This is a genomic window from Nocardia ignorata NBRC 108230 (assembly GCF_001612905.1).
GTDB lineage: Bacteria > Actinomycetota > Actinomycetes > Mycobacteriales > Mycobacteriaceae > Nocardia > Nocardia ignorata.
Genome location: NZ_BDBI01000008.1, coordinates 120738 through 139628, shown reverse-complemented (window position 1 = coordinate 139628; position 18891 = coordinate 120738). Strand labels below are relative to the sequence as shown.

Below are 18891 nucleotides of genomic sequence, written 5' to 3'. Positions count from 1 at the left end.
AGCCGGCCAGTGGTCGAGCTTCCGGGCACCTGGCCCTCGCGAACGTAGACCGACGGCGTGACCGCGAACTAACCTTCGGCCAGCTGTTGGGCCGCGGCGTACGCGAGGTGCAGAAAGTCGGCGCCGACCAGGGCTGTCATCCCGTCGGCTACCAAGCGGGTCGTACCGGGTGCGAAGACGTGTCCGACCGTGAGCGCCGTGACTGCCCACACATCGAAACAGAAAGGGCAGCTGAGTAATTCGCCGATCGTGTGCTGGATGCCCTGTTGGCCCTTCGGTCGCTCCATCACTTCGCCGGGGCCACCGGTGCCGACCTCTTCGGTGAACGGGGCTCGCACGGGTCTGGTGACGGCCGCCTTTGTTGCAGTGCGGGAGAGTTTGTGTGCGGCAGCGGCGGTGGTGATCAGTTCCGGTACGGTCATGGCGCGCGGAAGTCGACGATCGGTCACTCTGCTCAACAGTGCGACAGCGGCGACGACCACCGCGTAGAGCCCCATCGTCGCGGCGTACCCGCTCAAGCGGCGCTGGCTCTCGTTCATGGGCGAAATACCGCCCGGATGCAACCTTCGCGCTTGTTCTTGAAGATGTCGTAACCGCGCACCGCGTCCTCCAGCGGTAAGTCGTGCGTGATGAGATACGACGGATCGAGATCGCCCTGCTGGATGTAGTCGAACATCCGCGGCATGTATCGCTGACCGTGCTGCTGCGACGATCGGATCGTCAGGCCCTTGTTGGTCACCACACCCATCGGGAACTTGTCGGTCAGCCCGTAGACACCGAGTACCGACACGACCCCGCCTTTGCGGCACGCGACGATCGCTTCACGCAACGGAGTCGCGCGGTCGGTCTCCAGCCGCAACAATTGCTTTGCGCGGTCGTAGACCTGCTGCAATCCGGTGCCGTGCGCTTCCATCCCGACCGCCTCGATGCAGGCGTCCGGGCCGCGACCCCCGGTCATCTCCCGCACCGCCTCCAGCACGCTGTCGACCGCGGTGTAGTCGATGGTTTCGGCACCGAACCGTTCGCGCGCCAGAGCCAATCGTTCCGGATACCGATCGATGACGATGACCTGACCCGCGCCGAGCAAGCGGGCGGTATGCCCGGCCATGAGGCCCACCCCACCACTGCCCCACACCGCGACCGTGTCACCGGGTGCGATGTCGCAGAAGTCCGCGCCCATCAAGCCGGTCGGCACGGCGTCGGAGAGGAACAGCGCCTGCTCGTCGGTGATGCCCTCGGGGACGGTGAAGCAGTTGACGTCGCCGAACGGCACGCGCACATACTGCGCGTGCGATCCCTGATAGCCACCGAACGGATGGGTGTATCCATAGATTCCCCCGGTCGGATACCCCAGAATCGGCTGTTGCAGTTCAGCATTCGGATTCGTCGTGTCACACGACGACCACAGGTCGTGCTCGCAGAACCAGCAGGACCCGCACCCGATGAACGACGGAACCACCACGCGGTCACCGACTTTGCGCGCGGTGACTTCACGGCCCACCTCGACAACCTCACCCATGAACTCGTGCCCGAACACGTCGCCTTCGCGCATGCCGGGCAGGTAGCCGTCGATGAAATGCAGATCCGATCCGCAGGTCGTGGTCAAGCCGACCCGAACGATGACGTCGTGCGGGTTGAGCAGTGACGGGTCGTCGACCGTTTCCACCGCCAGATCGTTGACGCCGTTCCAACAGAGTGCACGCATGTGTCGCCTCCTAGGTCAGTGCGCGGCCGCACGCGCGCTCGGATTGTGGGCGAGGGTGGGTACCTCACCGGTCTGCAGCAATGCGCGCGCCCGGTAGAGCACCTTGAATGTGGCTGCGCCGATGAGAAAGTCGGGTACCGGTGACTCGACCCGCAAGCTCACCTCGGTCCCGGCACCGCGGGGCGCGTCCCGGAATGTCACGCGGATCTCGGCGGGCCCGGCGTGGACGCCGTTCTCGGTGGCACCGACAAAACGCAGGCCGTCTTCCTGGGTCTCCAGAATGGTGTCCCAGGTGATCGGGTCCTCGTCCCGGCGGTGCAGAACCCATTCGTAGCTCGTCGGTCCCGTCGAACGGACCCCGGCCACGTCACCGAGCATCTGCGACAGCTTCTCGGGATCGTGCCAGAACTGTTCGACCTCGGCGCGCGGGCGGCTGATCGTGACGGTTTGCGCGCCGCCACCGCTACTGCCGGAATGGACGACCTTCCCCACGAGATCTGTCAGTTGTTCCTTGGCCTTCTCGATGTAACTCATGACATTCCCTTTCGAAACCTCTCGGAAGTGCCAGCTCGCGTGGTCGAATGCTCGCCGCGACGCAGCAGCGGCAGGTGCTCGACGGCTCCGGCGACAGAGGCGAGGACGTGGCTGGTGTTTCGGCATCCGGCCGCCAACGAGGCAGGTGCTCGTCGAGCAGCCTGGTCGAGCCGATCCCGCGCCCGATCCAGTCCGGTCAGCGGCAGCGCGGCGAGCGCGTTGCCCGGTGGCCGTCGCGAGACGGTCGGGTGCGGACGAGTGGGAGCGGTGTACCGCAGCGCCGACCACAGCAGGCCGGCCCGGCGCAACGCACGCGGATCCAGCGCCTCCTGCAGCTTCGGCAGAAGTAGGTCCTCCTCGTCTCGCGCGTCCTGCCGGAGTAGCTGGGCGATACGCTCGAACAATCGACGGTGCTGCGGGCTGTCTGGATCCGTCCGTTCCAGCTCGGCGAACAGCTCGTTGATCTCCTGATGTTCCTGTTCCACCCGCAACGTCAGCGCCGGACCGTCCGGCAGGGTCCGGCGAACCAGCGGCCACAGCACCGCCTCCTCCGCGAACGCATGTGGGAAGACGAGGCGGCACAGCGCGGTCAGAGCATCTTGGCGCTGACTGCCGGTGGTGTTCGCGACGCGCTCCAAGAGCAGGTCCAGCCGATGGTGGTCGCGGCGTTGCAGCGTCAACACACTCAGCGCGCCACCGAGTTCGTCTTCTGTTTGGACGGATAGTGACCGTGGCACCTGTCCTCCTCCCAGTGCGGGTATGCGATGCCTACCCGGTGCTCGGGGCCACAAACCGCATCGCCACGTTCCGCGCGCGTGTTCGAGGTGTCGATTGCACGAGGTGATCGCGGCGCGATATTGCTCGCGCACGGATCGGGCAATCCAGGAGTGAACCGTGTGATGTCGGGAGTCGGGATTGTCGGTGACGACGATGGGTCCAGAGCCGTGGTGGCCGAGGCCTGCACTGGGTCGGGTGGCGCGCAGGCTGTGCAAGTACGCCGACCTCGGCGCGGAGCAAGGCCGGTTCCACGTCGGCCGTGACTCGACGCGATGACAGCCGACGGGCATCACCGGTTTCGCTGGGAGAGAGCGGTTTCCGGATCGGGGCCTGGTGATGCTGGACAAGGCCGCAGCGGCCGGCACGTGTGCGCATCCACAAGACCGGCATTGCTCACACCGTCGTAGCGCGCGCTCAGTGAGCACCGAGGCTGCGTTCCGCTCATGGTCCGGCGCGGCGCGGCGGGGCCTGGCTCTGATGCGTCGGCGATCCGAAATGAAAAGGTACTCGTGGCGGTGCCAGCGCCGGGCTGTCGCCGCGTCGGTGCGCGCGAAACCCGGCGGCGAGTTCAGTGGCGACGGCGATGGCGTCGTGCTTCGGTGACCAGCCGAGCTCTCGGTGGGCGCGGCCCGCGTCGACCAAGCACACCTGGTCGGCCAGATCGAGCCAGCCGGGGTGCAACGGTTGCAATCCCAGCCGCCAACCTGCCCATGCGGCAGCGGCCAGCACCGGCCGTGGCACAGGAAGCCGGAATCCGCCGAAGATCGTGGCGAGAACGGGCGCCGAAAGCACCGGTTCGGCGGCGAGACCGAAGGCTCCCGTCGCCCGTTCGCGCACGATCAGCCAGATCGCGGCGGCCACGTCCTCGGCGTGCACCAGCTGCAGGCGAAGATCGCGCCACAGGGGCACCGGCAGCAGGCGGTGACCGATGACGGCACGCGCCGGCCACGGGCTCAGTACCCAGTCGGCGATCTCGGCGGCGGCGGCGTCTTGCGCGACAGCACACGGACGGATCCGTGCGATTCGTATCGAGGGGTGCGCGCGGGCGAAGGCGTCGAGTTGTTGTTCGAGGACGACCTTCCCCCTGCTGTAGGCGCTGGTGGTGATGCCGTCCTGCGGCCACCGCTCATCGACTCGTCGCCATCGTGCGGTCGGTGTGCAGGTCGCCACCGAAGACGCACATGTCAGGTGGGTGACCCCGCAGGCTGCGGCGGCTTGCAGCACATTGCCCGTGCCGACGCGGTTCGTCCGTTCCATCGGCGGATCTCCGGTGCGCGGATTGATCGCCCACGCCAGATGGACGAGGGCATCCGCGCCGGTGCACGCGTGAGTCAGCCGCGGCAGCGCCGCCGGGTCGCCGATATCGCAGCGAACCCAGCGCACACCGGTGTAGGGAGGGCAGTCTGCTGGTGGTGGGCGCCGGACGACACCCACCACCTCACAACCCTCCGCACGCACGGTGCGCAGCAGTGCCGTACCTACACTGCCGCTCGCGCCGGTGATCACGACCTTCACTGATGACCGACCATGCGGCCGGTGACAAGTCCGGTGTCCCAGGCGCGTTCGATGAGCTGGGCTACGTCGATGCGGCTCAACTCACGCACCCGCGGGCTCGTCACCAGCCTGTTGACGTAGCTGACCACCTGATCGGTGATCAGGGAGTTCAGGTGCGCGAAGGGCTCGGCGAGTCGAGCGAGGGCGTTCTTCGCTCGCACCTTGATGGTCACATTGTGCCGCGAGATCGACTGATGCCGAACCACCAGCGCACACGGGGCGGCGGGGACAACGGTGACTCGAGTCCGCACACATGCTGCGGCGAGGTAGTGGGCAGGGATTCCACCAAGCCTTGCCTGAATCCGGAACGTGACCGGTACCAACACCGCCATCTCGCAGCAATCCGTCTGTGAAGGTGTGACCTGCGCGCGCTCGGTGCGGCCTGCCGCGGTCGCGGAGACCAACCCACCCGGGCCGACGGTGATCGGGCCGGTTTCGATGCGGTCGCCGATGATCGTCGCGAACACCTCGGCGATGCGTTCCGGTCGGGTTGCGGCCCGCAACAGATTGTCGGCGAATGCGATGCGCGCGTAGGCCGACGAGACGGGCTGCTCATCGGCCGCTGTGAACTGGTCGTACATGGACACCTCCCTCGGGGCCCGTATACCCCTGAATACGATCGGAAACCGACCTTCGACCAGGTGCTGCGTACCTACCGACCCGACCCGCTGTCGAACCACTCGGCACGACCGGCTTCAAATGGTCGTGCCGCGCGACCCGGCGGTGGGTCGACGACGGTCGGTGGCTTTTCCGGCGGCGGCCAGGTGGTCCACGCGGTGGCGGCCGCGTGCTCGGCGACAGATTTCCCCCAACCCCACATAGTTTCGCTCCTCCCCTGAGCTACTCGGCGGGTCTGATCCAGGTTATCGGTCGAATATCACGTAGCACCAACGGTTTTCGCGTGGTTGGAGCACAGCGGCCCCAGCACGGTCGACGGCTCTCGTATGCTGACGTGGTGCGCCTGATCGATCTGACCCGGCCGATCCACACCGGCATGCCGGTGTTCCCGGGCGATCCGGAAGTTCTGCTGGAACCGGCATTGCGTGCCGCCACCGACGGGGTGAACGTGCTGCGCGTGCATCTCGGGTCGCAATCCGGGACGCACGTCGACGCGCCCGCTCATCTGGACGACAGTCTGCCGACATTGGACCAACTGCCCCTCGAGCGCTTCGTCGGACCAGCCTGGATCGTGGATGCGCGATCGGTGCCCGCGCACACCGCGATCGGACCGACCCTGTTCGACGTCGACCTGCCACCCGGCACGGTCGTGCTGATCGCCACCGGTTGGTCGTCGCGATGGGGCACCCCGGACTACTTCACCCACCCATACCTGCACCTGGAAGCCGCACAACTGCTGGTGGACAAGGGAATCCGGACCATCGGCATCGACGCGCCGAGCATCGATCCGTCCGGGACCGACGACCTTGACCTCCCCGCACACCGGATCCTGTGCGGTGCGCACGCCGTGATCGCCGAGAACCTCACCGCACTCGACGAGCTGTCGAACGCGCAGGCGTCAGGCGAATCGATCGAGGTTTCGCTGTTTCCGCTGCCGCTGCGTGGGGCCGACGGCGCACCGATCCGGGCGGTCGCCCGGGTCGGCGACCTCAGCTGTTCTTGAAGGGGTTGAAGGTCTTTCCGAGGAGGTAGCCCAGGCGGACGGGCAAGGGCTTCATGGCGGCGGCGGAGATCTTGTTGACGATGCCCGGGACACATACGGGCTTGCCTTTCATCACAGCGTCCCAGCCCTCGGCGACTACAGCGTCGGGCTGCTGCCAGAGGATGCGGCGCAGATGGTCGGCTTTGTCGCGCGTGCCCATGACATCGTGGAATTCGGTGCGGGTGAAGCCGGGGCACAGCGCGGTGACGTGGATGCCGTGGTGTTCGAGTTCCATGTCGAGGGCCTGCGAGGTGTCGAGGACGTAGGACTTGATGCCCGTGTAGAGCAAGCCGGCGCCGGGCGGGGCGAAGGCAGCGACCGACGACAGGTTGACGATGCGACCCCAGTGGCGCTTCTTCATGCCGGGGATGACCAGGTGGGCGAGTTCCGTCGGGGCGGTGACCATCAACTGGTTCTCCCCAGCCAGGGCGTTCCACGGGGTGTCGGCGAATGCTGTCTTGCCCGAGAGACCGGCGTTGTTGATCAGGACGTCGACGGGCAAGCCCTGCCGGTCGGCGTAGTCCACGATCGCGGCTGGTGCGGCGTTGTCGGTGAGGTCGGCGGCGAACACCTCGCACCGCACATCGTGGCGTGCGGTCAGCTGTGTGGCGAGTTCCCGGAGACGATCGGCGCGGCGGGCGACGAGCAGCAGTTGGTAACCGTTCGCGGCGAGGTGGTGGGCGAACGCCGCGCCGATGCCGGCGGACGCGCCGGTGATCAGCGCGGTGCGGGGATTTGTGGTCATGATTCCTTCGTTCGGATACGGCCGAGAAGTGAGTGGTGTCAGGCGGGCGTGCCGGGCAGCTCGCGGGTGCCCGGGGTGAAGTCGCGGCGGGCTTTACCGATGTCTCCGCGATAGGAGCCGATCGGGCCGGTCAGCAGGAAGGGCCGGGGGATGCGGCGCTGGGCATCGGTGAACCCGCAGGAAGGATGAGCAGTCACTCGCGCGGTGACCGAAAGCCCTGATCGACTGCCGGTCGGCCGCAATCCTGACGCCGGGTCGGCGATCCGCCGCCCGCGGGGACGGGGTCCGCCTCAACCAGACAAGTGGATCGCACGGTCCGCATGTACGACCCGCGCCGAGTGCTACTACCCTGGCCATCGCCGAACCGAACCCTCATACACAACTGACAGGAATCCATATGGCGCGCAAGGTCGTTGTCACCCTCGTCGACGATTTCGACGGCACATCCGCCGCCGAAGAAACCGTCATCTTCGGCATCGACGGACACACCTACGAGATCGACCTGTCCGAAACCAACGCCACCAAACTGCGCAACACCTTCGAACAGTGGATCCCCTACGCCCGGCGAACCGGCCGCGCCAAAACCAGCAACGCCCGCCGACACGCCACCGCGACCCCCGCCGCCCAGACAGGTCGCCGCACCGACCTCGCGGCCATCAGGGCCTGGGCGATCGCGAACGGCCACACCGTCTCCACCCGCGGCCGCATCGCCGCCGAGATCATCGCCGCCTACGACGAAGCCTCGGCATAGGCAGGGGTGGAGAGCGCCCCCAGCCCGGAAACCTCGACCAGTCCCGCCGAGATGCCCGGTGCCCTGTCATGATGCCGATCGCCAGTCGGTGAGCTTGCTGACGCTGCAGCCATGCCTCGCGCCACAGCCATGGTGTGTCGACGGGCGAACTGTCGAACACCACGCCCGCAGCACTGCATCGGAAACGCAGGTAGTGGTCGGTTTTGACGATCAGGTGCGGCCCGAGCGGCGCATAGAACTGCTCGGACCGCGCAAGCTCGGTAACACCGATAGTGATCTGATTCATCCGCATCCGGCCACTGTGCAATTTCAACCGCGTTGCAGGTCAACTTCGTGCGGCCGGACCCCTGCCCGCGAAACGCAACGCTCCGGGCGTCATCGACCGGAGCGTTGCGTTCGGCATTCGCCGACCCAGTTGCGCCCACACTCGCGATGCGGAACCCGACGTGTCCGCGAATTTCGTAGTGCGAGAGAGCATTCCCGCATCCGAGCTCTCCGAGAAGCTACCGCATCCCCGGTTTCGGCTGCCGTTGCTCGGTGACGTCTCGACCACCGCTTTCGCGAAGCCGTGCCAGCGACTCGCCGAGCAGGCGCGGGAGTCGGGGGCGGTCTTCGAGCTGAAGATGTTCGGTTACCCCGCAGTCATCGTCACCGGGGTCGAGGCCATCGCCTTCGCTCTCCATTACCTCTCGACCCGTCCCGACATCGCCGCCGGCGTCCGAGCCGAACTCGACGAGCGCTGGCCCACAGCGGAATTCCCGATATCCGGTAAGACGACGTGGCCAAGCTCCGCAGTCTGCGCCGCGTCATCGACGAGACCCTGCGACTATGGCAGACCGGCCCCGGATGCTTCCGGCGCGCCAAGCACGACACCACGCTCTGCGGCCGATCACTTCTGCACCAGCTCGATCTGGAACCCGACCCTGAATATGACCTCGACGTGCGCGAAACCCTGACCCTCGAGCCCGCAGGTCTGCGCCTTCGAGCACGTCGTCGACGTCGTTAGACAGCGGTCGGACTCGCCGCGATCGCAGGCGGAGCCATCGGCGGTGTCCATCATCGCGCGCCTCAGATGGCTTGCTGTTGCGGGGCTTCCGGCAGATCAGGGCAGTGCGGAGCAGTTGCTCGGTGCAGGCGCACCGGCGAGGCGCTGGGTGAGCCAGTCATGGGCGGCGAAGGTGGCGGGTAGGTATGCCAGCAGGTGCCCGATCGCGGTGCTGGGGAACAGTGGCGGTAGCCAGGCGGTGGTGTCGAGTTGCACGGCCGCGCCGTGTGCGCACCAGTCGACGGCAAGTTGGCGGACCTGAGGGTATGTCAGGACATCGTCGTTGGTGCCTGCGGCGATCAGGACCGGTGCGATGGGCTTGCGCCTGCCGATGCGCTGCTCGTCGACAATGGCCGACAATTCCGGTGAGCTCTCGATGATCTCGGCGGGCGTGCGTCCGCTGGTGATGTACCAGGTTGCCGGTCTCAGCATGGTGCGGAAGACGGCTTCGCCGATACAGGTGCCGGCCAGCTCCGCCATCATCTGCTTGCCGGCGGGGTTGGTCGCGGCGTCGATGATCGGGGCTGTTTCGGGATGGTTGGCGACGATTCCGTTGAGTACATAGCCCAGCAATCCCGTTCCGAAGCCGCCGATCACACCGGGGATGATCCCGTTGACGGCCGGGGCGCTGAGCATGAGATCGTGCAGGTCCGCAGGAGGAGCTCCGGCGTACGTGCCGCGCACGTCGAGTTCGGGAGCGTATTCGCCCTGCAGTTCGGCGGCGGCTGCTGCGGCTCCGCCGCCTTGGGAGTAGCCGAAAATGCCGGTGGGGCGGGAGATTCCGGTCAGTGCTTCGGCTGCGCGGATGGAGTCGAGGACAGCGTGGGCTTCGGCGGCGCGGTTGACGTAGTCGTGGACGGCGGGGGTGCCCAGGCCGTGGTAGTCGGTCATGACCACGGCCATACCGCGCGCGAGCAGCGCGTACACGGTGATCATCTCGTAGCTGACCCAGATGTCGAGGGGGAAGGTGTAGTGGATCAGCTCGGCCAAGGTTTTCGACGGTGCGCACTGGTCGCCTTGGCCCTGGGTGCCCGGCGCGACCGCGATCAGCGGGCGTGGGCCCGGCCCGTGCCACGGCAGCGTGGGTTCCAGATAGGAACCGGTGACTGCGGCCGGTTCACCGTGGGTGTCGGCGCTCAGGTACATGATGCGGGTGGCATCGGCGGGTAGCTGGCCTTGCTGCCCAGGGATGGCCCAGGCCAGCGCATACGGCTCGCTGCGCAGGATCTGGCCTGGTTTGCCGTCAGGCAGGGGCGTGGGCGGGAGGTAGAAGTCTCCACCTTGCGACGAACCCGAGGCTGAACCGGTGCCCGGTGCCGATATGGCGGGTCCGGCTCCGATGGTCAGCGCCGTGGTGGCGGTGAGAACCACCGCAGCGAGCATCGCCGGCCATCGTCCGCTCCCGCCCATACCCGGTGTTCGCCGACCCGAGATCGTGCCTCTGGACATCGATTCCCCTTTTTGAAATGAATTCAATATGAATTCGATTCAGATTCCCATGCCATGGCGAGAGTGTCAACGGTCACATTGCCCGGGTGGCACACGATCGAGATGTGACCGCTCACCACGGATGGGGTTGTCGGTTCGAACCGGCAAGGGCTCAGGAACCAGCCGCGGCGTGCAGTTCGGCCCGCAGGACCTTGCCGCTGGCGTTGCGGGGAATCTCGTCGAGCACGACGAACCGTTTGGGCACTTTGTAGCGCTCGAGACCCTGGCGCACATGCTGTTTGAGCGCGTCCTCCCCCGGCACGGCGGCACCAGGCTCGAGCACGACGAACGCGTTGAGGACCTGTCCGAACTCGGCATCGGGCACACCGATCACGACCGCGTCGGTGATGTCGGGGTGGGCGGCGAGGCGGTCTTCGACCTCGCCGGGGAAGACGTTCTCCCCACCGGAGACGATCATGTCGTCGGCGCGGCCATCGATGAACAGTCTGCGTTCGGGATCGAAATGCCCCATGTCCCCGGTGGAGACGTGTCCGTCGATGACCTCTTTGGTCGAGACCTTCGCCGCGGGGTCAGGGGTGTAGCCGGTGTATTCCAGACCGCTGCGCACGAAGATCTCCCCGATCTCACCGATCGCCGCCTCGGTACGGTCGGCCCGCAGGACACGCACGGACACCCCGAGCGCGGGCCGACCGATCGTGTCGGGCGCGGCGACCAGGTCGGCCGGGGTCGCGATGGTGACCATTCCCGCTTCCGTCGAGCCGTACCCGTTGACCAGGATCGGGCCGAAGGCCTGGATCAGCTTCGAAATCGTGGTCGGGGAGATCGGTGCCGCACCGGTCACCATGATCCGCAGATGCCGTCGCGCTGCGGCAGCCTCAGCCGCCCCTGCCGCGGCGAGCAACCGCTGCAACATCACCGGCACCGCCATCACCACAGTCACCTCATGACGGGCAATGTCGGCCAGCGCGGTCGTGGCGTCGAAACGCCGCCGACAGATCGCCGTCCCACCCAGTGCCAGGGGTCCCAGCAGCGACAACAGCCCGAAGCCGTGGAACATCGGCGGCGCCACCAAGACGCGGTCCGTCGAACGCAGGCGCAAGATCGCCATCGCGGTCAACGTCAGCGCCACGATCGCTTGCGGCTCGACCGCGCGCGGGACACCTTTCGCGAGGCCGGTGGTCCCCGAGGTCAGCAGGGTGAGCTTCACCGCGTGCCGGACCCGGGGCGGGCGCGGGTGGCTTCGAGCCGCGAAGTCGTCGAGTGTCGGCAACCCGGCGAGATCAGCATGGGGTTCGCGCCATGCCAGTACCCGCAAGCCCGTGAAGTTCGCCTTCTCCACAGTCACGGCGTATTCGTCGTCGTAGATCAGCACATCCGGCTTGTGCCGGGCGAGGATCGCGTGCAATTGCGGGGCGGGCAGTTCGGTGTTGATGAAGATCAGCTCCGCGCCCAGCTGCGCGCCCGCGCCCATCGCCTCGGCGAATCCGCGATGGTTGCGGCAGATGATGCCCACCGATTTCGGCGGTGCCGGGCACGCGGCGAACAGGGCCGCGGCGATCGCTTCGGCCCGCTGCTGCAGTCGGCGATAGGTCAGTTGCCCGGTGTCGTCGATGATCGCGACCTTGTCCGGATGCCGGATGGCGGTCGCCGCCAACAACATCGCCGGAGTCGGGCCGTACCGGTAGAAGCTGCGCGCCAATGCCACGGCCTTGCGCGGGCCGACCGGGGTGAGCATTCCCGACGACAGGACCGCCGGGATCGCCGAACCCCACTGACGCAGACTGTGATTCAGGTCAGCGGACATCCGTGCGCACCTGCCCGTTCCCGGAAGGGTCGGTGACCGGCGGTGCGGTGGCCTCGGCCGGCGTCACCGGAACGTGCGGGCGCAGCCGGGACAGCGAGGCCTCGGTGTCACCGAGATTGCGGAAGATCCGCTCGACGATCACTTCCAGCGGCCACCGGAACACGGTCGCGTTGATCGCCGACGGGAATCCGTACAGCGGAGTCATCGTGCGCGGCTTCTTCACCACCGCCTTGGCCAGCACCTTCGCCGCGTCGTCGGGAGTCTGACCGGGCAGCACCCGCATCCACCGGCTCGGCGCGCTCATCCGCGTGTGCAGCAACCCGCCGTAGAACGTGGTCAAGGTGACCCCGTCGGCGCGCGCTTCCATCCCCACCGCACGCATCCACCAGTCGAAAGCAAGCTTCGACGACAGGTAGAACCCCCACTTGGGAGCATTCGGGAACATGATCCCCACCGTGGAGACGTTCACGATGTGACCGCTACCGCGAGCCCGCATCCCCGGCAGCAGGGCCAGGGTGAGGCGCATCGGCCCGAGATAGTTCGCACCGGTGGTGGCGGTGATGTCCTTGGGCCGGTCGTAGGACAGGTGGACCGAACGGCGCAAGGATTTGCCCGCGTTGTGGATAAGCACATCGACTTCGCCCAGGTCGTAACGCACAGACGCCGCGAACTCGGCGACCGACTGCTCATCGGTCAGGTCCAGCCGGTACGGATAGGCCTCTCCCCCAGCGGCATTGATCTCCTCGGCCACCTCGAGCAACCGGTCCATCGAACGAGCGGCGATCACGACCCGGGCACCAGCCGCGGCAAACCATCGCGCGGTCGCTTCGCCGACGCCGAACGACGCACCGGTGATCACGACCACCTTGCCCTCGACCTCACGACGCAACGCCGCCTGACTGCGCAACCCGCGCGGTCCGATGACCCAGGCGACCGCGCGGGCGAACGGAGTTTCGACGATCCGCGAGGGACCGGTGGGCAGAACTTCAGACATCAGTGATCACTCCGTCGTCTTCGACATGGTGGACAGGGAGCCCAGAAAGGCCAATGCTTGGGGATCTGACAGCGTGGCGTCGATCGCCCGCTGGGTCAGCTCGATATCGGGGTCGGTGCGCAGGGCGGCCAGGATCGTGCCGAACATATTGCCGACGACCAGGTCCTTGACCTGCTCGCGGCTGATCTCGCGGGTGCGCGACCAGTGCAGGACCAGACCTTCGATGAAGGACACGAAACCGCTTATCGCCGCCCGCAATACCGGTGACGAGTCCGAGCCGGTCACCTCGATGAGCAGAGCTTCGGTCAATTGGGTGCGGTGCCGGTCGCGGATCTGACGCACTTCGGCGTCGGCGACATCGGCGAACAGCGCTTCGAACGCGCGCGGCTGCTGCTCGGCTTCATCGAGCAGCCGGTCGATGCCCCGGTTCAGCCGATCCAGCGCCGGCCCGCGCATGGCCAGCAGATCTCCCCAGAACTCCTCGGCGGCTTGCTCCAGTACCGCGAGGTAGAACCCTCGCTTCCCGCCGAAGTGATAGCTGATCGAACCGGCCGCCACCCCCAGAGAGCGCGCGAGGTCGACGATGGAGACCTCTTCGTAGCGGTCGCTGCTGAACGCAGCCTTGCCTGCCGCGAGCAGCGCCGCACGCGATGCCTCACCGCGCCGATTGCCGACCATCACACCTCCCAAGTTCTTGAATTAGATTCAGTACCTTGGAGCGTAGGCGGCATCATCGACGCCGGTCAAGGATTTCCTGAATAGGATTCAAATCCGACGGGGTGGGAGGCGATACTGTCGCGCAACCGCCTCACGCGAGTGGAGTAGGCGCCCACTTTGAAGCGAATCTGCATCAATCGGTGTGAACGCGGGGCGAGTGGGCACTCGGCCGCTGAATGTAGAAAATTCGATCCGAGGAGGCCGAGAATGAGCACTGTCATCGAAGCTGTCGACGTGCACGTGCCGGTGGCGACCGCCTACAACCAGTGGACCCAGTTCGAATCGTTCCCTCAGTTCATGCACGGGGTGGACCGGATCGAACAACTCGATGACACCCATACCCGATGGACCGTCGACATCGCCGGTGCCACCCGGACATTCGATGCCACCATCACCGAGCAGCATCCCGAGGAACGCATCGCCTGGAAGTCCGACGAGGGTCCCGAGCATGCCGGCGTGGTCACTTTTCACCGCATCGATGACTCGACGACCCGGGTCACCGTGCAGATGGACATCGACCCGGAGGGCTTCGTCGAGAACATCGCGGACAAAACAGGTGTGCTCGATCGCCGCATCAAGGGGGACATGCGCCGCTTCAAGGACTTCATCGAAGGCCGTGGATCGGAAACGGGAGCGTGGCGTGGCGATGTCGATCGTCCCAAGCCCTAGCTGTGCGATGAGTACGAACGAGAACCGGGCCGACAACGGCCGACCGGCCGACCGCCACCGGCGGCCCAGCGGTATCAGCGACGAAACTGTCGCTGCGGTCGGCAAGTTGTCGGAGGCGCTGGAGACAACGGAACGCGCGCGCGGACACCTCTACGAGTTCCATCAACTCACCGGCGGAGCCGATCTCGCGCTCGGAGAAGCAGCCGACATGCTTCGCCTGGCAGGCCACAACCGACTCGCTGATCGGCTGTCGACCGAACTGATAGGCCGCAACGTTCTGGCCGGCCGCTGGACCTTCCAGGTCGTGGAAGAGTACGACGAGGGTTACTACTCGGTGTTTCGCGAGCTCGAGCGGACAGTTCGTGACCGCCTTGTGGGCGGCCGCACCCATGTCTACGAGGCCGAGATGAAGGAGGCACGACGTACTCAGGGCCTACCGGGCCACGCTGCCCGACCGGATATCACGGAAGGCTGAACGAGCATGCGGTGTGTGATCTTCGGGGTGACCGGCTACATCGGTGGCCGGTTGGTGCCCGAATTGCTGCAGGCCGGTCATGATGTCCGGGTGGTCGCCCGAACACCGGCGAAACTGGCCGAAGTGCCGTGGCTCGATCGGGTCGAGGTGGTCGAGGGAGATGTCACCGACAGCGACCAGGTGCGTTCGGCGGTGGCCGGTCAGGACGTCGTCTACTACCTGGTGCACTCCTTGACCCGTCGTGACTTCGCCGATATCGATCGTGAGGCCGCGCGGATCGTCGGGGCGGCCGCGTTGTCGGCGGGGGTCGGGCGCATCGTCTATCTCGGCGGGATCGTCCCGCCACACACCGAACTGTCTCGCCACCTGGCCTCCCGTGCCGAGGTCGGCGAGATCCTGCGTGCGTCCGGTGTTCCCACCGCGGAGTTGCGTGCGGCGGTGATCATCGGTTCCGGGTCGGCCAGTTTCGAAATGCTGCGGTATCTGTCCGAACGCCTGCCCGCAATGGTCACCCCGCGGTGGGTGCACAACAGGATTCAGCCGATTGCTGTTCGAGACGTTCTGTATTACCTGGTGCACGCCGCGGAGTTGCCGGCCGACGTCAACCGCGCCTTCGATATCGGCGGGCCCGACGTGATGACCTACCTGACCATGATGCGCGAATACGCCGTCGTGGCCGGGCTGAATCGTCGAGTCGTGCTGCCGGTTCCGGTGCTCACGCCGTGGCTGTCCGCGCAGTGGGTCAACCTGGTGACGCCGGTGCCCCGTGCGCTCGCCGTGCCGCTCATCGAGTCGCTGGTCCACGAGGTCGTCTGTGGCGAGCACGACATCGCCGCGTACGTCTCGGATCCCCCGGAGGGCCTCACCCGCTACGGATGTGCCGTGGAGTTGGCGCTGACCCGTATCCGCAACGCCGAGGTGCCTACCCGTTGGTCCGATGCCAGCACCTACGGCGCACCCTCCGATCCTTTACCCACCGATCCGGACTGGTCCGGCGGCTCGCTCTATGAGGACGTTCGGGAACATCACACGTCCGCAGACCCGGACACGGTATGGACGGTGATCGAATCCATCGGCGGCGAGAACGGCTGGTATTCGTTCCCGCTTGCCTGGTCGCTACGCGGCTGGATCGACCGGGTGGCCGGAGGTGTCGGACTTCGTCGCGGCCGTAAACACCCGCGGCGCCTGCACTCCGGCGAGGCGTTGGACTGGTGGCGCGTCGAATATATCGACCGACCACACCTGCTGCGCCTTCGCGCCGAGATGCGGGTCCCGGGCCTGGCGTGGCTCGAGCTCGGTGTCGAACCCGCCCCGAACGGTGGTTCGCGATACCGTCAGCGCGCGATCTTTCAACCGCACGGACTCGCCGGGCACCTGTATTGGAAAGCGATCAGTCCCTTCCACAGCGCCGTTTTCGGAGGCATGGTCCGCAACATCACGACCACCGCGGAACGCACCCCCGATAGCACGCCGACAGGTTGAAGATTCAGCGATTTCCTTCGGCTCGACCCGATCGCCTCAGCCTTCGGTGGGGGTCAGTGCCCGTGCCCGGCTACCTCGCCGCGCCCACAACGCACGAGCCAGCGCCGAACCGGCGACGCGAGTCCGGCGCGCGTTGCTCACGGTCGCCCGCGCGGTGAACACCGCGAACTCGCTCCGTTCGATCCGGTCGAGGATCTCCGAATACAAGACGGCCGCGGTGGCGACGCACGGTCGCGATATGGGGTGCAGCAACGCGATTCCGGCATCGGCGTACCGGTACCAGTCTCGGGCGACGGCGTGTTGAGCGGCCAGCGCCGATCGCACCTTGGAGTCGGTGCGCCGATTGGTCCGGCACCACTGCAAGCGGGCGCGGTCCACACCGAAAGCAGCCAGCTCGTCGGCAGGCAGATATACCCGGCCACGGTCGAGGTCTTCGGCGACGTCGCGAAGGAAGTTGGTGAGCTGGAAGGCTTTTCCCAACGCCGCCGCGTAGGGCGCGGCATCGGATCGGGGGCCGATGGTGCCGAGCACCGGCAGTACCTGCAGGCCGATCACCGCTGCCGAACCGTGGATATAGCGATCCAGCGCGGACCGATCCGGGTAGTCGGTCACCGTCAGATCCATCCGCATCGAGTCGAGGAAATCGTCGAACAGCGAGTGCTCGATCCCGTATCTGGCGGCGGTATCGGCGAGCGCGGCAAGGATCGGGTCGCCGTCGTGGGTACCGCGAAGACTGTCGCGCATGGTCTTCGCCACCGCGTCCAGGCGTGCCGCCGCAGAACCGGTCGCGTCGCCGGTCGGGGGTTCGTCGACGATGTCGTCCGCCCATCGGGCGAAGCCGTAGAGCGCGTGGATCGCTGGGCGCTGGGCGGGCGCGAGCAGTCGGGTGGCGAGGAAGAATGTGCGCCCGTGCCGGGCGTTGAGTTCCCGGCACCTCTGATAGGACGCGCGCAACCCCGCGTCACGGATACCGGCGGCGTCGAGTTCGGTGCGAGTCATCGTCGTCCGTCCCTGGTCACGGTGGAAAACGAAGACCGCGAGGTAGTCACGGTGCCGGTCACGCGGTCGGCGGCGAGACGACCCGACAACAGTGCCGTCGGCACGCCGACGCCGGGAACGGTGCCACAGCCGGCCAGCACCGCATTGGTCGCTCCCCGTGGCATGTTCGCGGGACGGAACGGACCGGTTTGGGCGAAGGTATGCGCGAGGGAGAACGGGGTTCCGGCCAGCATGCCCTGCCGTTGCCAATCGGCGGGGGTGTCCACATGCACGATCGTAGAGTTCCTAACGAAGCCCGGAATCAAACGGTCCTCGACAATCGCCGCGAGTTCCTCGCTGTAGGCGGTGGCTCGGCGATCCCAGTCCAGATCCTTGCTGCGGTACAGGTTCGGAACCGGAGCGAGAACGGTGAACAGATCCTGCCCCTGAGGGGCGAGGGCCGGGTCGGTCGCGGTGGGTCGGGTGACCAGCAGCGACGGGTCCGTCATCAACTCTCCCCCATTGATCAGTTCGTCGAAGGTCTGTTTCCAGGCGGCACCGAAGACGAGGTTGTGATGTGCGGTCGGCACGCCGACGGGAAAGCCGACATGCATGACGACCGCGGACGGTGCCGGACGCCAGCTGATCGGACGCCGCGGAGAGCGATCGAGCAATTCGTACGCTGTGGCCAATTCGGTTGCCAAAACGACTGCGTCGCAGGGGATTCTGCGACCCTTCTCGGTGAACACAGCAGTGATGCGTGAACCGTTCCGTTCCAGATCGTGGACGGTTTCGTCGTAGCAGAACCGCACGCCGGCATCCACGGCAGCGGCGGCCAGGGCGTCCGGTAGCGCACGCATTCCGCCGCGCGGGAAGTACACACCGCCGACGGTATCCATGTAGGAGATCACCGCGTACAGCGCCAGGGCTCGCTGTGGCGACACACCCGCGTAGAGGGACTGGAAGGTGAACACCCGCCGCAGCCGTTCGTCGGTCAGGAAAGACTCGACCGCCCGGTCGAGACGACGAAAGCCGCCCAACGCGATCAACCGCGCGAACGCCGGTGTGAGCAGTGAGAACGGAGAATCGGCGTTCGTGGCGATGAACCGATCGAATTCGACGCGGTACAGCTCGCTCAACCACGCCCGCAGTCGGCGATACCCTTCGACTTCCTCGGGCCCGGCGAAAGCCGCGACCGATTCCTCCATCGCCGCGGCGTCGCTGTGAATATCCAGCCCGCTGCCGTCGGCGAAGTGCGCGCGGTAGGCAGGGATGACCGGCAGCAAGTCCAGCCGGGAGTCGAGACTTTCCCCGACCGCGGCGAGGGTGTCGGCGACGATGTCGGGCATGGTGAGTACCGACGGCCCGGTGTCGAGCATAAGACCGTCGATATCGCGCCGTCCGGCTCGACCGCCTGCGACCGAGTCACGCTCCACCACCGTGACACCGCGGCCGCGTCCCGCCAAGTGCAGCGCGGCGGCCAGACCAGCCAGACCGGCCCCGACGACGACAACCTCATCGGTTCTTCCCGGTATCGTTCGCATCTCTACCT

General features: G+C 66.6%; 21 protein-coding genes. 7 read left to right on the top strand and 14 right to left on the bottom strand.

What is annotated here, in order from left to right:
* Window positions 1-68 precede the first annotated feature (68 nt).
* From NI2_RS07205 to NI2_RS07190, 4 genes are read right to left on the bottom strand one after another with little or no spacing between them, the layout of a single operon-like run.
* Window positions 69-539 (bottom strand): DUF1360 domain-containing protein, encoded by a 471-nt coding sequence (locus NI2_RS07205; protein ID WP_067487681.1) that lies wholly within the window; start codon window positions 537-539, stop codon window positions 69-71.
* A complete protein-coding gene (locus NI2_RS07200; protein WP_067487679.1) occupies window positions 536-1705 on the bottom strand; it encodes a zinc-dependent alcohol dehydrogenase in 1170 nt (389 codons plus the stop codon). The genes NI2_RS07205 and NI2_RS07200 overlap by 4 nt, the downstream gene beginning before the upstream one ends.
* Window positions 1706-1720: 15 nt before the next feature.
* Window positions 1721-2239: an SRPBCC family protein gene (locus NI2_RS07195; protein WP_067487677.1), complete on the bottom strand. Its 519-nt coding sequence runs from the start codon at window positions 2237-2239 to the stop codon at window positions 1721-1723.
* Entirely contained in the window at window positions 2236-2976 is a 741-nt protein-coding gene (locus NI2_RS07190) for a hemerythrin domain-containing protein (protein ID WP_067487675.1), read from the bottom strand. The genes NI2_RS07195 and NI2_RS07190 overlap by 4 nt, the downstream gene beginning before the upstream one ends.
* A 193-nt stretch (window positions 2977-3169) precedes the next feature.
* Here NI2_RS07190 and NI2_RS34980 point away from each other — a divergent pair, with 193 nt between their 5' ends.
* Window positions 3170-3292 (top strand): hypothetical protein, encoded by a 123-nt coding sequence (locus tag NI2_RS34980; protein ID WP_243750057.1) that lies wholly within the window; start codon window positions 3170-3172, stop codon window positions 3290-3292.
* Window positions 3293-3457: 165 nt separating this feature from the next.
* On the opposite strand, the gene NI2_RS07185 is transcribed toward NI2_RS34980, so the two are convergent.
* On the bottom strand, window positions 3458-4531 hold the full coding sequence (locus NI2_RS07185) for an NAD-dependent epimerase/dehydratase family protein (RefSeq protein ID WP_067487673.1): 1074 nt from the start codon (window positions 4529-4531) through the stop codon (window positions 3458-3460).
* Complete coding sequence (locus NI2_RS07180; protein WP_067487671.1) at window positions 4528-5151, bottom strand: hypothetical protein; 624 nt, start codon at window positions 5149-5151, stop codon at window positions 4528-4530. Before NI2_RS07180 ends, NI2_RS07185 begins: the two co-directional genes overlap by 4 nt.
* Before the next feature lie 374 nt (window positions 5152-5525).
* Here NI2_RS07180 and NI2_RS07175 point away from each other — a divergent pair, with 374 nt between their 5' ends.
* On the top strand, window positions 5526-6191 hold the full coding sequence (locus NI2_RS07175) for a cyclase family protein (protein WP_084476097.1): 666 nt from the start codon (window positions 5526-5528) through the stop codon (window positions 6189-6191).
* Here NI2_RS07175 and NI2_RS07170 read toward each other — a convergent pair.
* The gene (locus NI2_RS07170; protein ID WP_067487669.1) at window positions 6178-6975 is read right to left on the bottom strand and encodes an SDR family NAD(P)-dependent oxidoreductase; all 798 of its coding nucleotides are present in this window, start codon (window positions 6973-6975) and stop codon (window positions 6178-6180) included. The two genes, NI2_RS07175 and NI2_RS07170, sit on opposite strands and share 14 nt — an antisense overlap.
* Window positions 6976-7013: 38 nt before the next feature.
* Window positions 7014-7172 (bottom strand): hypothetical protein, encoded by a 159-nt coding sequence (locus NI2_RS33625; RefSeq protein ID WP_157104653.1) that lies wholly within the window; start codon window positions 7170-7172, stop codon window positions 7014-7016.
* 200 nt (window positions 7173-7372) lie between these two features.
* Between NI2_RS33625 and NI2_RS07165 the strand changes: the two genes are divergently transcribed.
* Entirely contained in the window at window positions 7373-7726 is a 354-nt protein-coding gene (locus tag NI2_RS07165) for a histone-like nucleoid-structuring protein Lsr2 (RefSeq protein WP_067487667.1), read from the top strand.
* A gap of 778 nt (window positions 7727-8504) precedes the next feature.
* Window positions 8505-8732: a hypothetical protein gene (locus tag NI2_RS33620; protein ID WP_133734166.1), complete on the top strand. Its 228-nt coding sequence runs from the start codon at window positions 8505-8507 to the stop codon at window positions 8730-8732.
* A gap of 96 nt (window positions 8733-8828) precedes the next feature.
* On the opposite strand, the gene NI2_RS07155 is transcribed toward NI2_RS33620, so the two are convergent.
* From NI2_RS07155 to NI2_RS07140, 4 genes are all read right to left on the bottom strand, one after another.
* Entirely contained in the window at window positions 8829-10154 is a 1326-nt protein-coding gene (locus NI2_RS07155) for a lipase family protein (RefSeq protein ID WP_067487665.1), read from the bottom strand.
* Between the two features lie 217 nt (window positions 10155-10371).
* The gene (locus tag NI2_RS07150; protein ID WP_067487664.1) at window positions 10372-12024 is read right to left on the bottom strand and encodes an AMP-binding protein; all 1653 of its coding nucleotides are present in this window, start codon (window positions 12022-12024) and stop codon (window positions 10372-10374) included.
* Window positions 12014-13018 carry an SDR family NAD(P)-dependent oxidoreductase gene (locus tag NI2_RS07145; protein WP_084476054.1) on the bottom strand — a complete coding sequence of 335 codons (1005 nt, stop codon included), beginning with the start codon at window positions 13016-13018 and terminating at the stop codon, window positions 12014-12016. Before NI2_RS07145 ends, NI2_RS07150 begins: the two co-directional genes overlap by 11 nt.
* A gap of 6 nt (window positions 13019-13024) precedes the next feature.
* Window positions 13025-13696, bottom strand: coding sequence for a TetR/AcrR family transcriptional regulator (locus NI2_RS07140; RefSeq protein ID WP_067487663.1), 672 nt, complete (start codon window positions 13694-13696; stop codon window positions 13025-13027).
* A 246-nt stretch (window positions 13697-13942) separates the two neighbouring features.
* Between NI2_RS07140 and NI2_RS07135 the strand changes: the two genes are divergently transcribed.
* The 3 genes from NI2_RS07135 to NI2_RS07125 are packed head-to-tail and all read left to right on the top strand — an operon-like array spanning window position 13943 to window position 16361.
* Window positions 13943-14404: an SRPBCC family protein gene (locus tag NI2_RS07135; protein WP_067487661.1), complete on the top strand. Its 462-nt coding sequence runs from the start codon at window positions 13943-13945 to the stop codon at window positions 14402-14404.
* Window positions 14405-14411: 7 nt separating this feature from the next.
* Window positions 14412-14879 carry a hypothetical protein gene (locus NI2_RS07130; RefSeq protein ID WP_067487659.1) on the top strand — a complete coding sequence of 156 codons (468 nt, stop codon included), beginning with the start codon at window positions 14412-14414 and terminating at the stop codon, window positions 14877-14879.
* Window positions 14880-14885: 6 nt separating this feature from the next.
* The gene (locus NI2_RS07125) at window positions 14886-16361 is read left to right on the top strand and encodes an SDR family oxidoreductase (RefSeq protein ID WP_067487658.1); all 1476 of its coding nucleotides are present in this window, start codon (window positions 14886-14888) and stop codon (window positions 16359-16361) included.
* Window positions 16362-16397: 36 nt separating this feature from the next.
* On the opposite strand, the gene NI2_RS07120 is transcribed toward NI2_RS07125, so the two are convergent.
* A complete protein-coding gene (locus tag NI2_RS07120) occupies window positions 16398-17360 on the bottom strand; it encodes a phytoene/squalene synthase family protein (RefSeq protein ID WP_067487656.1) in 963 nt (320 codons plus the stop codon).
* A complete protein-coding gene (crtI, locus tag NI2_RS07115; protein ID WP_067487863.1) occupies window positions 17357-18883 on the bottom strand; it encodes a phytoene desaturase family protein in 1527 nt (508 codons plus the stop codon). The genes NI2_RS07120 and crtI overlap by 4 nt, the downstream gene beginning before the upstream one ends.
* Window positions 18884-18891: the final 8 nt, after the last annotated feature.

Coding starts and splice junctions, on each gene's coding strand:
- crtI (WP_067487863.1), bottom strand. CDS start 18,883: ATGCGAACGATACCGGGAAGAACCGATGAGGTTGTCGTCGTCGGGGCC.
- NI2_RS07200 (WP_067487679.1), bottom strand. CDS start 1,705: ATGCGTGCACTCTGTTGGAACGGCGTCAACGATCTGGCGGTGGAAACG.
- NI2_RS07130 (WP_067487659.1), top strand. CDS start 14,412: ATGAGTACGAACGAGAACCGGGCCGACAACGGCCGACCGGCCGACCGC.
- NI2_RS07120 (WP_067487656.1), bottom strand. CDS start 17,360: ATGACTCGCACCGAACTCGACGCCGCCGGTATCCGTGACGCGGGGTTG.
- NI2_RS07150 (WP_067487664.1), bottom strand. CDS start 12,024: ATGTCCGCTGACCTGAATCACAGTCTGCGTCAGTGGGGTTCGGCGATC.
- NI2_RS07165 (WP_067487667.1), top strand. CDS start 7,373: ATGGCGCGCAAGGTCGTTGTCACCCTCGTCGACGATTTCGACGGCACA.
- NI2_RS07135 (WP_067487661.1), top strand. CDS start 13,943: ATGAGCACTGTCATCGAAGCTGTCGACGTGCACGTGCCGGTGGCGACC.
- NI2_RS34980 (WP_243750057.1), top strand. CDS start 3,170: ATGGGTCCAGAGCCGTGGTGGCCGAGGCCTGCACTGGGTCGGGTGGCG.
- NI2_RS07145 (WP_084476054.1), bottom strand. CDS start 13,018: ATGTCTGAAGTTCTGCCCACCGGTCCCTCGCGGATCGTCGAAACTCCG.
- NI2_RS07125 (WP_067487658.1), top strand. CDS start 14,886: ATGCGGTGTGTGATCTTCGGGGTGACCGGCTACATCGGTGGCCGGTTG.
- NI2_RS07205 (WP_067487681.1), bottom strand. CDS start 539: ATGAACGAGAGCCAGCGCCGCTTGAGCGGGTACGCCGCGACGATGGGG.
- NI2_RS07155 (WP_067487665.1), bottom strand. CDS start 10,154: ATGCTCGCTGCGGTGGTTCTCACCGCCACCACGGCGCTGACCATCGGA.
- NI2_RS07180 (WP_067487671.1), bottom strand. CDS start 5,151: ATGTACGACCAGTTCACAGCGGCCGATGAGCAGCCCGTCTCGTCGGCC.
- NI2_RS07170 (WP_067487669.1), bottom strand. CDS start 6,975: ATGACCACAAATCCCCGCACCGCGCTGATCACCGGCGCGTCCGCCGGC.
- NI2_RS07140 (WP_067487663.1), bottom strand. CDS start 13,696: ATGGTCGGCAATCGGCGCGGTGAGGCATCGCGTGCGGCGCTGCTCGCG.
- NI2_RS07195 (WP_067487677.1), bottom strand. CDS start 2,239: ATGAGTTACATCGAGAAGGCCAAGGAACAACTGACAGATCTCGTGGGG.